The organism is Emticicia sp. BO119, assembly GCF_013912375.1.
Taxonomy (GTDB): domain Bacteria; phylum Bacteroidota; class Bacteroidia; order Cytophagales; family Spirosomataceae; genus Emticicia.
Map to the genome: position 1 here is coordinate 77239 of NZ_JACETV010000004.1, position 14932 is coordinate 92170.

The 14932-nt window shown below is 39.5% G+C and carries 14 protein-coding genes; 3 read left to right on the forward strand and 11 right to left on the reverse strand.

The window, feature by feature from the left end; translation table 11 throughout:
• The first annotated feature begins 59 nt into the window (after positions 1–59).
• Together H1R81_RS14315 and H1R81_RS14320 are read left to right on the forward strand one after the other, a co-directional pair.
• Entirely contained in the window at positions 60–1952 is a 1893-nt protein-coding gene (locus H1R81_RS14315) for a family 78 glycoside hydrolase catalytic domain (RefSeq protein WP_181841422.1), read from the forward strand.
• 96 nt (positions 1953–2048) lie between these two features.
• The gene (locus tag H1R81_RS14320; RefSeq protein ID WP_181841822.1) at positions 2049–3515 is read left to right on the forward strand and encodes a UDP-N-acetylmuramoyl-L-alanyl-D-glutamate--2,6-diaminopimelate ligase; all 1467 of its coding nucleotides are present in this window, start codon (positions 2049–2051) and stop codon (positions 3513–3515) included.
• 79 nt (positions 3516–3594) lie between these two features.
• Here H1R81_RS14320 and H1R81_RS14325 read toward each other — a convergent pair whose 3' ends face one another.
• The 9 genes from H1R81_RS14325 to H1R81_RS14365 form a co-directional block, all read right to left on the reverse strand.
• Positions 3595–4203 (reverse strand): OmpH family outer membrane protein, encoded by a 609-nt coding sequence (locus H1R81_RS14325; RefSeq protein WP_181841423.1) that lies wholly within the window; start codon positions 4201–4203, stop codon positions 3595–3597.
• A 116-nt stretch (positions 4204–4319) separates the two neighbouring features.
• Positions 4320–5390 (reverse strand): 3-isopropylmalate dehydrogenase, encoded by a 1071-nt coding sequence (leuB, locus tag H1R81_RS14330; RefSeq protein WP_181841424.1) that lies wholly within the window; start codon positions 5388–5390, stop codon positions 4320–4322.
• A 61-nt stretch (positions 5391–5451) separates the two neighbouring features.
• Entirely contained in the window at positions 5452–5838 is a 387-nt protein-coding gene (locus H1R81_RS14335; protein WP_181841425.1) for a GxxExxY protein, read from the reverse strand.
• 27 nt (positions 5839–5865) lie between these two features.
• Positions 5866–7383 carry an alpha-isopropylmalate synthase regulatory domain-containing protein gene (locus H1R81_RS14340; protein WP_220275232.1) on the reverse strand — a complete coding sequence of 506 codons (1518 nt, stop codon included), beginning with the start codon at positions 7381–7383 and terminating at the stop codon, positions 5866–5868.
• Between the two features lie 51 nt (positions 7384–7434).
• Positions 7435–8031 (reverse strand): 3-isopropylmalate dehydratase small subunit, encoded by a 597-nt coding sequence (gene leuD, locus H1R81_RS14345; protein WP_181841426.1) that lies wholly within the window; start codon positions 8029–8031, stop codon positions 7435–7437.
• Positions 8032–8093: 62 nt separating this feature from the next.
• A complete protein-coding gene (gene leuC, locus H1R81_RS14350) occupies positions 8094–9494 on the reverse strand; it encodes a 3-isopropylmalate dehydratase large subunit (protein ID WP_181841427.1) in 1401 nt (466 codons plus the stop codon).
• A 129-nt stretch (positions 9495–9623) separates the two neighbouring features.
• Positions 9624–10466 (reverse strand): helix-turn-helix transcriptional regulator, encoded by an 843-nt coding sequence (locus H1R81_RS14355; protein ID WP_181841428.1) that lies wholly within the window; start codon positions 10464–10466, stop codon positions 9624–9626.
• Between the two features lie 4 nt (positions 10467–10470).
• Positions 10471–11229 carry an ABC transporter ATP-binding protein gene (locus tag H1R81_RS14360; RefSeq protein WP_181841429.1) on the reverse strand — a complete coding sequence of 253 codons (759 nt, stop codon included), beginning with the start codon at positions 11227–11229 and terminating at the stop codon, positions 10471–10473.
• A 76-nt stretch (positions 11230–11305) separates the two neighbouring features.
• Positions 11306–12037 carry an ABC transporter permease gene (locus H1R81_RS14365; protein ID WP_181841430.1) on the reverse strand — a complete coding sequence of 244 codons (732 nt, stop codon included), beginning with the start codon at positions 12035–12037 and terminating at the stop codon, positions 11306–11308.
• A gap of 122 nt (positions 12038–12159) precedes the next feature.
• Here H1R81_RS14365 and H1R81_RS14370 point away from each other — a divergent pair, with 122 nt between their 5' ends.
• A complete protein-coding gene (locus tag H1R81_RS14370; RefSeq protein ID WP_181841431.1) occupies positions 12160–12867 on the forward strand; it encodes an SDR family oxidoreductase in 708 nt (235 codons plus the stop codon).
• A gap of 126 nt (positions 12868–12993) precedes the next feature.
• On the opposite strand, the gene pdhA is transcribed toward H1R81_RS14370, so the two are convergent.
• Together pdhA and rpsJ are read right to left on the reverse strand one after the other, a co-directional pair.
• A complete protein-coding gene (pdhA, locus tag H1R81_RS14375; RefSeq protein ID WP_181841432.1) occupies positions 12994–14010 on the reverse strand; it encodes a pyruvate dehydrogenase (acetyl-transferring) E1 component subunit alpha in 1017 nt (338 codons plus the stop codon).
• 454 nt (positions 14011–14464) lie between these two features.
• Positions 14465–14770 carry a 30S ribosomal protein S10 gene (rpsJ, locus tag H1R81_RS14380; RefSeq protein ID WP_101724935.1) on the reverse strand — a complete coding sequence of 102 codons (306 nt, stop codon included), beginning with the start codon at positions 14768–14770 and terminating at the stop codon, positions 14465–14467.
• Between the last annotated feature and the right edge of the window lie 162 nt (positions 14771–14932).

A 14932-nucleotide genomic window follows, 5' to 3' on the forward strand; every position in this document is an offset into this window, starting at 1 on the left:
CGCGGTTATCTCCGATTGTCTCCAATTCGCTCTATAATGGCGAGGTATATGATGGTAGAATGGAATATGGGAAAGACTGGGAAAATGCTGTTATTCTTGATGAGGCAGAAAACAAAACTACGTTATTCGGCCCCAAGCCCGAAGACAACAGAAATGATGAAGCAGAATCTTTCAGTACAAAAAATACCAAACTGATTGCCTCTATTGCGCCACAGATTCAGGTAATGCAGGAAATAAAAGCCATAAAAATTACTGAGCCGCGTAAGGGGCATTATGTTTTTGATTTTGGCCAGAATCTGGTGGGTTTTACGCATCTGAAAGTGGAGGGCAAAGCAGGGAAAGAAGTAGAAATGAAATTTGCCGAATTACTAACAGACAAAGGTTTAGCCGACCAGGCTAATTTGCGAAGTATCAGACCTACCGACAAGTATATTCTGAAAGGCTATGGGGTAGAAGAGTGGGAGCCTAAATTCACGTATCACGGCTTCAGATATGTAGAGGTAGAGGGTTTACCTAAAAAACCAGACCAAAATACACTTGTGGCAAAAGTAATTCATACAAATACGCCATTTACCGGAAGTTTTACTACCTCAAACGATTTACTGAATAGTATTTATAAGAACATCACCTGGGGGCAACGTGGCAATATGCATAGCGTACCTACTGATTGTCCGCAAAGAGATGAGCGTTTAGGATGGATGGGTGATGCGCAGATTTTTGCACCAACTGCCAGTTATATTATGCAGATGAATGGCTTTTTTGCCAAATGGGTAAGAGATATTTCCGATTCTCAGCATTCGTCAGGATATGTATATGATGTAAATCCTAAGATTGTAGTAGGCGGCCCATCAAAACCCGCCTGGGGAGATGCTATTGTGATTGTGCCCTACCGCATGTACCAATTCTATGGCGATAAACGAATCATTGAAGAAAATTATGACGCTATGAAAAACTGGGTGGAATACATGAATAACCATCCGAATACCCGGAAAGATGGCATCTATTATTTTCAGGCGGGGGATTTCTATGGTTATGGCGACTGGGTGCCTGTAGAGAACTCTCCTACCAAGCCTATTGGCGGCAGCTATCAGTTTTACTCAAATAAATTACTGGCTGAAATGGCGAAAGTGATTGGTAAAACTGCCGATGCACAAAAATATGCCGAGGTATCGCAGAAGGTAGCAGATAAATATAATGAGGTCTATTTTGACCCTCAAGGCAAAACCTATGAAGGTAACACCCAAGGAGCAAACCTTATTCCACTTAGCCTGGGTATTACAAAACCAGCCGACCGTTTGGCAGTAGCACAGAATGTGGCAGCCAATGTAAGAGCCAAAAACGACCACCTGACTACGGGATTCCTTTCAACCGAAATGCTTTTACCGACACTAAGTGAAGCGGGAGAGCATGAACTGGCCTATAAAGTAGCTACTCAAAAAACCTATCCCGGCTGGGGCTATATGATTGAAAAAGGGGCCACCACCATGTGGGAGTTGTGGAACTCAGATACCGAAAAACCTGAAGGCATGAATTCCCGTAATCATTTTGCTTATGGCTCTATCGGGGAATGGTTTTATTCTTATCTGGCCGGCATAAAGCCTGACCCGATGAGTGCTGCATTCAAACATTTTATTATTGCTCCAATGCCTGCCGGGGATTTGAAATGGGTTGAGAGCAAATATGAATCAAGCTATGGCCCGATTGCTTCAGGCTGGAATTTGCAAGGTACAAAATTTGTGTTAAAAGTATCTGTTCCTGCCAATACCTCTGCCCAGATTCAATTGCCATTATCTGGCAAAACCAATGCTATTATCAAAGAATCTGATAAACTGATATTATCAGGTAATAAAGTTCCCAAAGCCCGAATACAAGGTATTACTTTTGTAAAAATTGAAAAAGACAAAGCTATTTTTGAGGTTTTAAGCGGAAACTATGCCTTTTCGATAGAATAAAAAAACCATAAATAATCCTATTAGTTGGCAGAAAGATAAATCTTATATGTAATATATTTGTTGATGATTACCAACATCATCATTCCGACACATCCTATGATATTAAGCGACATCCTATATAAAGTTCCTCTGAAAGCAGTTTCTGGTAAGACCGATATTGCTATACAAAACATTGTCTTTGATTCAAGACAAGTAAAGGAAAGCAGTTTGTTTGTAGCTATTGGTGGCACACAGGTAGACGGGCATCACTTCATCGAGAAAGCCATTGAATTAGGTGCATCGGCAATTCTTTGTGAGCATCTGCCAGAGATATTACATGAAAACATTACCTTCTTGCAGGTAGAAAATTCGGCCCGTATTATGGGTTTAATGGCCGCTAATTTTTATGGCAATCCATCGAAAAAATTAAAGTTAGTAGGAGTAACAGGTACAAATGGCAAGACTTCTACTGTTACATTACTATTCCGCTTATTCCGAAAGCTGGGTTACCGCTGTGGTTTGTTATCTACCGTTCAAAACCAGATTGATGATGAAATTATTCCTTCTACGCACACTACCCCTGATTCTGTAAAAATTAATGAGCTGTTACAGGAAATGGTTCAAAAGGGTGTGAGTTATTGTTTTATGGAGGTAAGTTCCCATTCAGTAGTGCAGGAACGCATTGCAGGGCTCCATTTTGCAGGAGGAATATTCACCAATATCACTCATGATCACCTTGATTTTCATGAGACATTTGATAATTATATAAGAGCCAAAAAAGGGTTTTTTGACCAATTGCCAGCCTCAGCATTTGCCTTGGTTAATACCGACGACAAGAATGGCAAAATTATGATTCAGAATACTTTTGCCCGCAAAGAATCTTATTCTTTACGGAATATCGGCAGTTTTAAGGGTAAAATCCTGGCTTGTGGTTTGTTTGGCTTACAGATGGACATTGATAACCGGGAGGTATGGTTTAAACTGATTGGTGCTTTTAATGCCTACAATCTCTTAGGTGTCTATGGTGCGGCAGTATTATTAGGTGAAAATCCCGATGAAGTGCTGATGCAATTATCGGATATTCAACCCCCGGCTGGTAGATTTGAGCAGGTAGTATCACAAAATCATATTGTAGGTATTGTAGACTATGCCCATACACCTGATGCGCTTAAAAATGTACTGGAAACAATAGTAGACTTGCAACAAGACAGTAACCAACAGATTATCACCGTAGTAGGTTGTGGAGGTAACAGAGATGCCACCAAGCGCCCTATTATGGCAGAGATTGCCTGTAAACTCAGCAACCGTGTGATTCTGACATCTGATAACCCAAGAAATGAAGACCCATTAGTTATTTTAGGACAAATGGAGAGTGGTGTCCCGATGATTTATGTAAATAAAGTGCAAACCATAGAAGACCGGCATCAGGCAGTTTTTGAGGCAGTAAAAATTGCCCGTCCGCAAGATATTATTCTGGTAGCAGGCAAAGGCCATGAAACCTATCAGGAGATCAAGGGTGTGAAACACCATTTTGATGATAAAGAAGTATTGCAGGAGGCTTTTGATACAATCTGGAAGAGATAGTATCATAAAAATTGCATAAAAAGGTATGGCTGAAACTATTATCAACCATACCTTTTATTTCCTCTACGCTGAATGACTATTACTTTTTCGGCGCTGGCTTATTAGGTGTTGACGCAGCGGGTGGGGTTACCTGTTGTTTTGGTGGAGGTGTACTGCCCATTTTTATTAAAATAGCATCTGATAAATTATCCTTTCCGTTATCATTCGCATACAACAATACCGGTGTTGATTCTCTGTTAGCCGCGTCAGCATTTCTTCTGAAAACAAACTTATATCCTTTTTCGGCGGCTACCTTTTTTGTGGCTTCGTCTAATTTACTACGAATGTCATTATATCTGGTCTGTATAAATGTTTGTAACTCTGTCTCTGCACTTGCCTGATACTCATCTGCTGCTTTTTTCAGATCCTGTACTTCTTTCAAAGCAGCATTTAATGATTCTGTAGTTACGTTTGTTATATTCTTCAGTGATTGCTGATATAACGCATACTTCTCCTGATACAAATCACCCTTTGCTTGTAGTTGCTTTGTAAATTCTTCTCGCTTGGTAGTCACATCTTCCTGTAAATCTTTTATTTCTTTTAGATTTATCATCACATAATCTTCATATACATAACCGATTTTGGGGAGTTGAGCAAATGAGACCTGACTAACAAGAGCGACAATCAAAACAAAAAATATCTTTTTCATTGGGAGGGTTTAAGTAAATTTTTTATCAAAATTAATTAATAAATCTGATGAAAAAAAGAACACGCCACATAAGGCGTATGCGGCGTGTCTAATAAATAAGAAAACGATATAAATACTTAGATTCTCTTTAAAATTTCTTCACCAATGGCATCTGTTCCCAGAATCATCTCTTTTGGCGTAGAAGCATCTGCAATATCTCCGGTACGGAAACCTGCTTTCAATGTTTGTTCAACTGCTGAGATAATAGCTTCGCTTTCAGCTTTCAAGCCAAACGAAATATCTAACATTAATGCAGCCGATAAAATTGAAGCCATTGGATTAGCCAGACCTTTACCTGTAATATCGTGCGCAGAACCGTGAATTGGTTCGTAAACGCCTGTGCTGTCACCTACTGATGCAGAAGCTAACATACCCATTGAACCAGCAATCTGAGATGCTTCGTCAGTCAAGATATCACCAAAAAGGTTGGCAGTAACAACCACATCAAATTGCTTTGGATTTTTGATGAGCAACATGGCCGCCGAATCAACAAATTGATGCTCAACGGTTACTTCAGGGTATTCCTTCGCTACTTTTTGAACAGTTTCTCTCCACAAACGGCTGGTTTCCAAAACGTTTGCTTTGTCTACCGACATTACCTTTTTCCCACGAGTCATAGCAGCATCAAAAGCTTTGCGAGCAATGCGTTCTACTTCGTAGCGACTGTATTCCGCAATATCGTAAGCAGTATCGCCATCGTTTTTGCGGCCTTTTTCTCCGAAATAAATATCTCCTGTCAGTTCACGGAAAAATAAAATATCAGAGCCTTTCAGAATCTCAGGTTTGATACTTGAAGCCCCTAATAGCTCATCAAATAATTTGATGGGGCGTAAGTTAGCATAAAGACCAAGCTCTTTACGCATTTTCAACAAACCTTGCTCCGGACGAACCTTGGCAGTTGGATCATTGTCGTATTTCGGGTGACCGACAGCGCCGAAAAGTACGGCATCAGAAGCACGCATTTTTTCTAATGTTTCAGATGGTAGTGGGTCTCCGGTTGCTTCGATTGCTACGTGGCCTATTAGTGCTTCGTCATAAGTAAACTCATGACCGAATTTTTCAGCGATTTTTTCTACTACTTTTTTTCCAACGGCTGTTACTTCCTGCCCGATACCGTCTCCGGGAACAACTAAGATATGTTTTTTCATTTATTTGGTTTAAATTTTAACCACGGAGTGACTCAGAGTTTTGCACGGAGTTTCACGGAGTTTATAATACGAATCTTTTTATTCCTTCTTTTAAACTTACTACATTAAAATTCATCAGATAGCCTAATTTATATTTACCTAACCTCATATATTTTAATACTTGTGCTCGTTGAACATCATTAATGGCATCAACTGATTTAATTTCTAATACAATTTGATTTTCAACTAAAATATCAATTCTATATCCACATTCAAGTTTCACTTCTTCAAATATCAATGGCATTGGCTTTTCTTTTTCAGCTATAATACCTGCTCGAAATAATTTATAAAACAAGCATTCCTTATAAGCACTTTCCAAAAGCCCGGGCCCCAAAGCAGTATGAACTTCATACGCGGCTTTCAATACATTGCCTGATACTGTGTTTAACTCCGTGTAGCTCAGTGCCATACTCAGTGAAACTCCGTGGTTAAATAATTAAAATTGAATCAAATTAAGCATTTTCTGGGTGGCTTTGATGGCTGATACGGTCTGGTCAGAATCAAGTCCGTGAGTTTTGAATTCTTTACTATTGAGTTCCCAGGTAATGATAGTTTCACAAAGGGCATCTGTTTTACCCCCCGGTGGAATCCGCACGGCATAGTCTGTCAGCATTGGAAGAAGAATCTTCTTTGTATCGTAAATCTTCTTCAAGGCATTCATAAACGCATCGTACTGCCCATCCCCCTGTGCACTTTCTTCATAAGTTTGTCCATCAATTCTTACCAACAAAGTAGCTGATGGACGAAGATTTTTCGAATGAGTTAACACATAATTAAGTACTTCTACCTTTTCCTCAATAGCGCTCGTATCAATTACATCGGAAATAATATAGGGTAAGTCTTCTCTGGTAACCACCTCTTTTTTATCCCCCAATTCAATTATACGCTGCGTAACTTTCTTTAAATCTTCCTGAGAGAGTTTAATTCCCAATTCCTGCAGGTTTTTCTCGATATTAGCCTTACCGGAAGTTTTACCTAAAGCATATTTGCGAGTACGCCCGAAGCGTTCAGGCATCAGGTCATTGAAATACAGATTATTTTTGTTGTCTCCATCGGCATGAATACCTGCCGTTTGGGTGAATACGTTCTCCCCTACTACAGGCTTATTGACAGGCACACGGAAACCCGAGAATGTTTCTACCAATCTACTTACCGAATACAAAGAGTTTTCAACAACAGAGGTCTTTACCTCAGGAAAAAAATCATTTATTACAGCAATCGTACTGGCTAAAGGAGCATTTCCGGCTCTTTCACCCATACCGTTGACGGTTAGGTGCAAACCCTTCGCTCCTGCCCTGATGGCTTCCATCACATTAGCTACGCCTAAATCATAGTCATTATGTGCATGAAAATCAAAATGCGTATCAGGATACCGCTGAACGATGGCATGTACAAATTCGTAAGATTCTGTTGGAGTCAATACACCTAGTGTATCGGGTAAGAGCACTCGTTCAATTGGCTGTTTTGTAAGGAAATCCAGATATTGGAATACATATTCAGGAGAATTTCTCATGCCATTACTCCAATCTTCCAGATATACATTACATTTAATGTCTTCAGATTGTGCTAAAGCAATTACTTGTGAAATCTCTTCAAAATGCTGTTCAGGTATCTTCTTCAGCTGATGGGTGAGGTGATTCAATGAACCTTTCGTAAGCAGGTTCATGACTTTCGCCCCTGCGTCCAGCATCCATTTTACAGAGGTGTCTCCATCAACAAAGGTTAGTACCTCTATCTTATCCAACAATCCGTTTTCCGCTGCCCATGAAGTAATTTTTTTCACTGCCTGAAACTCACCATCCGATACCCTCGCAGAAGCCACCTCTAAACGGTCAACTTTTACTTCTGTCAGCAATATCTGAGCAATGGCCAGTTTCTCGGTAGACGAAAAAGACACTCCGCTGGTCTGTTCGCCATCGCGGAGTGTTGTATCCATTATTTCTATATATTTCATTTTGCTGTTGCTTAAAGCAGTGGTTTTGTTGTCTTCTTATGCCTGTTTGGATTAATAGAGACTTGCCTCAGCAAATGTTTTTATTTCGTCTTTCATGGCTTGTAGATAATCAATATCATCGTAGCCATTTAGCATATTATGTTTTTTATAGCCGTTTATAGCAAAGCTTTCTTGTTCGCCCGTTGCTACAATCGTAATTGTTTGCTCAGGAAGGTTTACTTCTAACTCCGCTTTAGGGTCGGCTTCTATCGCTTTGAAGATTTTGTCAAGAAACTCCGGACTTACCTGTACTGGCAAAAGACCGATATTGATAGAGTTTCCCTTAAAAATATCAGCAAAAAAGCTTGATACTACACAACGGAAACCATAATCGTAAATAGCCCAGGCAGCGTGTTCGCGGCTTGAACCGCTACCAAAGTTACGGCCACCCACCAATATTTTACCTGAATAAATCGGGTTATTTAATACGAAATCTTGTTTTGGGGTATCGTCGCCATTGTAACGCCAGTCTCTGAATAAGTTATCGCCGAAGCCCTCACGTTTGGTTGCTTTCAAGAAACGTGCAGGGATAATCTGGTCAGTATCTACGTTTTCGATAGGCATAGGTACTGCGGTGCTTGTAAGCACTGTAAATTTATCGTAAGCCATTTGTCGTAATATTTTTTATGTCAGATATAACATTTCATATCTGACAATCGGTGTTTAGTGTATTAAATTAATTCTCTTGGGTCCGTTACTTTACCTGTAACAGCGGCAGCAGCAGCTACTAATGGGCTGGCCAATAGGGTACGGGCACCCGGTCCCTGGCGACCTTCGAAGTTACGGTTGGATGTAGAAACCGCATATTTACCTGCAGGAATCTTGTCATCATTCATCGCCAGACAAGCCGAACAACCCGGTTGACGTAGTTCAAATCCGGCGTCGTTCAAGATATCCAGAATACCCTCCTCTTTGATTTGTGATTCTACAATGTGCGAACCCGGTACTAACCATGCCGTTACGTTATCAGCTTTTTTACGTCCTTTTACAATAGAAGCAAAGGCACGGAAGTCTTCGATACGGCCATTGGTACAACTTCCCAGGAAAACGTAGTCGATTGGTTTACCAGTTATCTGCTCATTTTCTGCAAAGCCCATATAACCCAATGATTTTTTGTAGCTGGCTTCACCGTCTTTTACCTGATTCGCGGTAGGAATATGTTGCGAGATACCTGTTCCTAAGCCCGGATTTGTACCATAGGTAATTTGTGGCTCAATATCAGCGGCATCGAAATTATATTCTAAATCGAATGTTGCGCCTTCTTCGGTTGGCAGGGTTTTCCAGTAAGCTACTGCTTTATCCCATGCTTCTCCTTTTGGTGCTAATTCTCTGCCTTTCAAATAAGAAAACGTCGTTTCATCGGGGGCAATCATACCACCTCTGGCACCCATTTCGATAGACATATTACAAACGGTCATACGGCCTTCCATCGACATATTTCTGAATACGTCTCCGGCATATTCTACAAAGTATCCTGTTGCACCTGCGGCAGATAATTGAGAGATAATATAAAGTGTTACGTCTTTCGGCATAACAGCAGCACCCAATTTGCCATTAATCGTCACACGCATTTTCTTAGGTTTCGGCTGCATGATACATTGCGAAGAAAGTACCATCTCCACCTCTGATGTACCGATACCAAAGGCAATGGCACCAAAAGCACCATGCGTAGAAGTATGAGAATCGCCGCAAACTATCGTCATACCCGGTTGAGTAATACCATTTTCTGGCCCTACTACGTGTACGATACCGTTTTTTGCATGTCCTAAACCCCAGTGAGAAATACCGTATTTAGCAGTATTCGTTTCTAATGCTTTTAACTGGTTAGCTGAAAGCGGGTCTGCCACCGGAAGATGTTGATTAATTGTTGGTGTATTATGGTCGGCAGTGGCAAATGTACGTTCCGGGAACAGAACATCAATTCCTCTGGTTTCGAGGCCGAGGAAGGCCACCGGACTGGTTACTTCATGAATAAAGTGACGGTCGATGAAGAATACATCCGGACCATCTTCGATTTTACGCACAACGTGAGCGTCCCATACTTTGTCGAATAGTGATTTTGGTGTTGACATTTTATATTTAAGCGTTTTTTTCTGTTAGTGTATAGGCCTATTTCCTTTGCGGAAATTGAACAATACAAAATTGAGTATAAAAACTCAATAAGGATTAATGAAATACGCCCAAAAAATAGTGTTTTTAGCTCAATGGTTTTTCTTGGGCGTAAAACCGTATTTTTCTTTAAATGCTTTGATGAAGTGCGAGACGCTCTCATACCCTATTTCAAGGCTGATTTCAGAAACGTTTTTGGAAGTGTTTTGTAAGAGGAAAGAAGCGTATTCAAGCCGTTTGTTTTTTATCCAGGCAGCTGGAGAGGTATGAAATTGTTGCTCGAAGTCTCGTTTAAATACCGAAAGGCTTCTGCCAGAGATACGCGCTAATTCTTCAATGGATAAGGGTTTCAGATAATAGGTTTCAAGCAAGTAGCCTAAATCTATTTTTTGTCCCTGGTATATCTTGAATAAGGTTCTTTTAAATTGATTACTACGGTCAAGTTCAAGTAAGTGTAGCATCAATTCGGTGAATTTCAGTTTTAGAAACTGATTCATAAGGTTAGTTCTGGCACTAAAGAAAGGAATCAATGAATCGACGAATTTATTGAAGTTTTCAGTGCTTTCTAAGCTCAATATCTGCTCAAAAGGCCCTTCGGTTGAATCTTCGAATAGGGATAAATTTTGCGCAACAAATTCTTTTAAAAGATTTTCGGGGAAGAAAAAAACAAGGCTTCGGTAATTGGTATCGATGGATTCGTTCATCGAATAACATCCCCGCTGAAAGAATAAAATCTGCCCTTTTTGTACGTGAATATCCTGTGTCGGAGAAATAAACTTCTTTTCTCCTTCTAATACGTAAATAATGGCGTGCTCTTCAAAAAAGATTTCATTACGCGGTGGATATACGTTATTGCGATAGGCAACGAATGTCATATCCTGAATCTTCAATGATTCAAATTCATTGGCACTTATAGAAGACGGAACCCGAAGCATAGCATTAATGGCGTTTATCTTCTCTCATTTTCTTTAAGGCTTTATTAGAGAAAACAAATTCTTCTAATTCAGGCACATTTGTTTCAAGAATAGTCTGGCTATTGCCCTCCCATATCTTCTTTCCCTGATAAAGAAACATGATATAATCTCCGATAGAGAGTACCGAGTTCATATCATGTGTAATGATAACTGTAGTTGTATTATATTCTTCTGTGATTTCCTTAATCAACTCATCGATTTTTATAGAGGTAAGCGGGTCAAGTCCGGAATTGGGTTCATCACAAAACAAGTATTTAGGATTCATTACGATAGCTCGCGCTATACCTACCCTTTTCTTCATACCTCCTGATATTTCAGAGGGCATTCGCTTACCTGTTCCCTCCAGGCCCACTCGTTGTAAACAAAATTCCACACGATCTCTTTTTTCACTTTCCGGCATTTCAGTAAGCATATCTAATGGGAATTGTATATTGTTATGCACAGTCTTCGAATCAAATAAAGCCCCTCCCTGAAAAAGTACTCCCATTTCCCGACGGATATTTTTCTTATCCTCTTCTTCACCTATATAGAAATCCCGTCTATCATAAAGGGTTACTCCCTCTTCAGGGCGTAGTAAATCAAGCATACATTTTAAAAGCACACTTTTTCCTGTGCCACTTTCTCCGATTACCAGACTTGTCTGACCTTTCTTAAATATGCCACTAATATTATCTAATACCTGACGGCCATTAAAAGATTTCGAAATGTGTTTGATTTCTATCATATAATCTCAATCCTGAATTACACTTTGTAAAGGCGCTTTATTCTTATGTTTTCTGATTTACTTTTAAAATCTGTTCTTATGTCAATAACTCGGCCAGAAGATAGTCTGCTATTAAAACCGCTATACAGCTATTGGTTACGGCCGAAGTACTGGCTTGTCCTACCTCCAATGCTCCACCACGGGTGTAATATCCCTTGAAAGCAGAGATGGTAGAAATCAGGAAGCCAAACACAAAGGCCTTAATAATAGATATAAAAACGTTGAAAGGAATAAAGGAGTATCGGATACCATAGATATAATCTTCTGGTGTGATAATGCCTGTTAAAGTACCTGCCAGATAACCACCCATAATACCCAGGAAGCCAGAGATAATAGCCAATAACGGGAAAGTAAATACAGAAGCTAATAATTTAGGCAATACCAAATAAGAAGCAGAATTAATGCCCATTACTTCCAAGGCATCAATCTGTTCCGTTATTTTCATCGTTCCCAACTCGCCTGCAATATTAGAGCCTACTTTTCCGGCCAACACCACACACATAAATGTTGAAGAAAGCTCAAGGAGAGTCATATCCCGCACAATATTACTTACAATATATACAGGTACTAATGGGCTCACAAGGTTCGCTCGAGTTTGCACACAGGTTACAGCGCCTATAAAGACTGCCACAATTGCCACAATGAAAATAGAACTGATGCCAATATTTAAGCACTCGTCTAAAAACCTGTTCCAATACACTCTGAATGTCTCTCGTCTGGTAAATAGTTTTCCCAGAAATATTAAATACCTTCCTACAATAGAAAACATAATTTTAAGCTAAGTTTTTAACGATATTTGCAAAGATAAGCAATTGTTTAATAACGCATTTTAGTTGTTGAATTTATATTCAAAAACCAATCCAATCATAAAAATCAATAAATAACCTGATAATGAGCCACAAACTAATAGTTGTTACGGGGGGTACAAGAGGAATCGGACGAGCAATTGTTGAAATATTTGCCAGAAACGGATTCGATGTAGTAGCCTCCGCCCGGAAAGAAAAAGATTTACAGCAATTACAGCAATTTATTACGACTGAATATAAGGTTAATTGCTTTATCTATCCTGCCGATTTAGGAGTAAAAACCCAGGTACTTGGTTTAGGGAGTTTTATCCAATCACTTAACCGAAATGTTGATGTGATAGTGAATAATGCTGGTAACTTTATTCCAGGTAATATCCATGAGGAAGCGGATGGGGTATTAGAAAGCCTTATCGAAACCAACTTATATAGTGCTTATAATCTGACCAGAGGGTTAATAAAAGAAATGATAGCCCAGAGAAGCGGACATATATTTAATATGTGCTCAGTGGCAAGCCTGATGGCTTATCCGAATGGCGGGTCTTATAGTATTTCCAAATTTGCCCTATTGGGCTTTAGTAAATGTCTCAGAGAAGAAATGAAACCATATAATATAAAGGTTACTTCTATTATGCCCGGAGCTGTATTAACCGATAGCTGGGCAGGCGTAGATATTCCGGCAGAAAGATTTATGAGCGCAGATGATGTAGCTAAAACTATCTGGACAGCCTATAATTTATCGGATAGTGCTGTAATTGAGGAGATTGTAATGCGGCCGCAGAAGGGAGATATTTAATATGAATTCGAAGATTCAAAGACCTGTAAAAAATTAGAGACAAGGCAATGCCTTGTCTCTACCAAGTCGGGAATTTTTAAGAACGTTTACTTCTCAAATATCAATAATTCGGAATATTTATAACAACTACTCTCTCAGGAAAGGATAATCAGACTGAACGTAGATATCATCAAATGCTGTTTCTGCTTTTGGGAATGGAGATTCCTCAGCGAATTTTACTGCTTCTTCAACTTTCGCTTTCACTTTGTTGTCGATTTCTTCCAATTCTGCTTCTGTAGCAATACCATTCTTTAAAATACGGTCTTTGCAAAGCTCCAATGGGTCACGGCTTTTCCACTCTTCTACTTCGTCTTTTGAGCGGTATTTTTGTGGGTCAGACATTGAGTGACCCCGGAAACGGTAAGTCTTGAACTCTAAGAAAGTTGGACCTTCGCCTGCTCTTGCACGGTCAGCCGCACGTTTTACAGCTTCGTGTACCATTTCAACATCCATCGCGTCAACCGGTTCTGCCGGCATATCATAAGACTCACCGATAGTATATAGTTCTCTTACGTTTGATGTACGAGCTACTGAGGTTCCCATAGCATAACCATTGTTTTCAACAATGAAAATAACCGGCAATTTCCAGGTCATAGCCATGTTGAAAGCTTCGTGCAATGCTCCCTGACGTACGGCACCATCACCAAAATAACACATACAAAGGTTTTGTGTGCCTTTATATTTTTCAGCGAAAGCGATACCCGCACCTAATGGAATCTGCGCACCTACGATACCGTGACCGCCGATAAAGTTTACTTCTTTATCAAAAATGTGCATCGACCCTCCTTTACCTTTGGTTGTACCTGTTTCTTTACCATAAAGTTCGGCCATTATTTTATTAGGGTCTGTACCTAATGCTAATGGGTGACCGTGGTCTCTATAAGCTGTAATCCACTTGTCGTCTTTGGTTAATGCTGAAACGGCTCCTGAAGAACATGCTTCCTGGCCGATATATAAGTGACAAAATCCACGAATCTTTTGCTGTCCATACAACTGTCCGGCTTTTTCCTCAAATTTTCTTTGAAGATACATAGACTCGTACCAATACATATATGTTTCCTTGCTGTATTTTACCTTTGGTGCTTTTTCTTTCGTAGCTGCCATCTGAATCTATTTTGCTTAAAATTTATAAATGTCTTTTGCTTAGTGGGTAGCAAATTTAGGAATTAAATCATTATGCACGAAAAATATTGAGATATTCTATTGATTTATGTAGGCAATAACGCAGAATTAAGGCATTAATTTTTTCTAAATATATTGATCTAATAAAGTATGCGCCTCTTAATTAATATATTATCCCTACGGGATATTAAGAAAAAGGGAGCACTTGTTTATCTACTGATATATTGTCCCTACGGGACTTAATCTATTCAAATTCATTGTTTAGTATCCAGTAGGAATAATATATTGGTAGAAAATAATGGAGATCTTGTATTCTAAGTCCCGTAGGGACGATATATTAAAATTTTCAAATCCATCTCTACTAAACGAATTATAAGTGTACAAAAAAAGCCTCTGAACAAATCCAGAGGCCTCTCACATCAGTATTAAGAGATAACTATACTTTAATCTCTACGTCAACACCACTTGGTAATTCCAATTTCATCAACGCGTCAACCGTTTTCGGGCTTGCCGAATAAATGTCGATCAAACGTTTGTAAGTACATAACTGGAATTGCTCACGTGATTTTTTGTTAACGTGCGGAGAACGTAATACAGTGAAGATTTCTTTGCGAGTAGGCAACGGAATTGGTCCGCTTACAACGGCTCCTGTAGATTTTACAGCCTTCACAATTCTCTCAGCCGATTTGTCCACCAAGTTGTGGTCAAATGACTTTAATTTGATTCTGATTTTTTGTGACATTGGTTCAAAAATTTTTAGATGAACCCCTCCGAAAGAACCATTTGCTTCAGAAAAGGGGCAAAAAAATGCGTCGATTTTTTCAACGCGGGTGCAAAGGTACGGAAAATTTTTAGAAAAAGAAGAACGGAGAATGGGAAATAAAAAGAAAAATCGCAGAAAGAA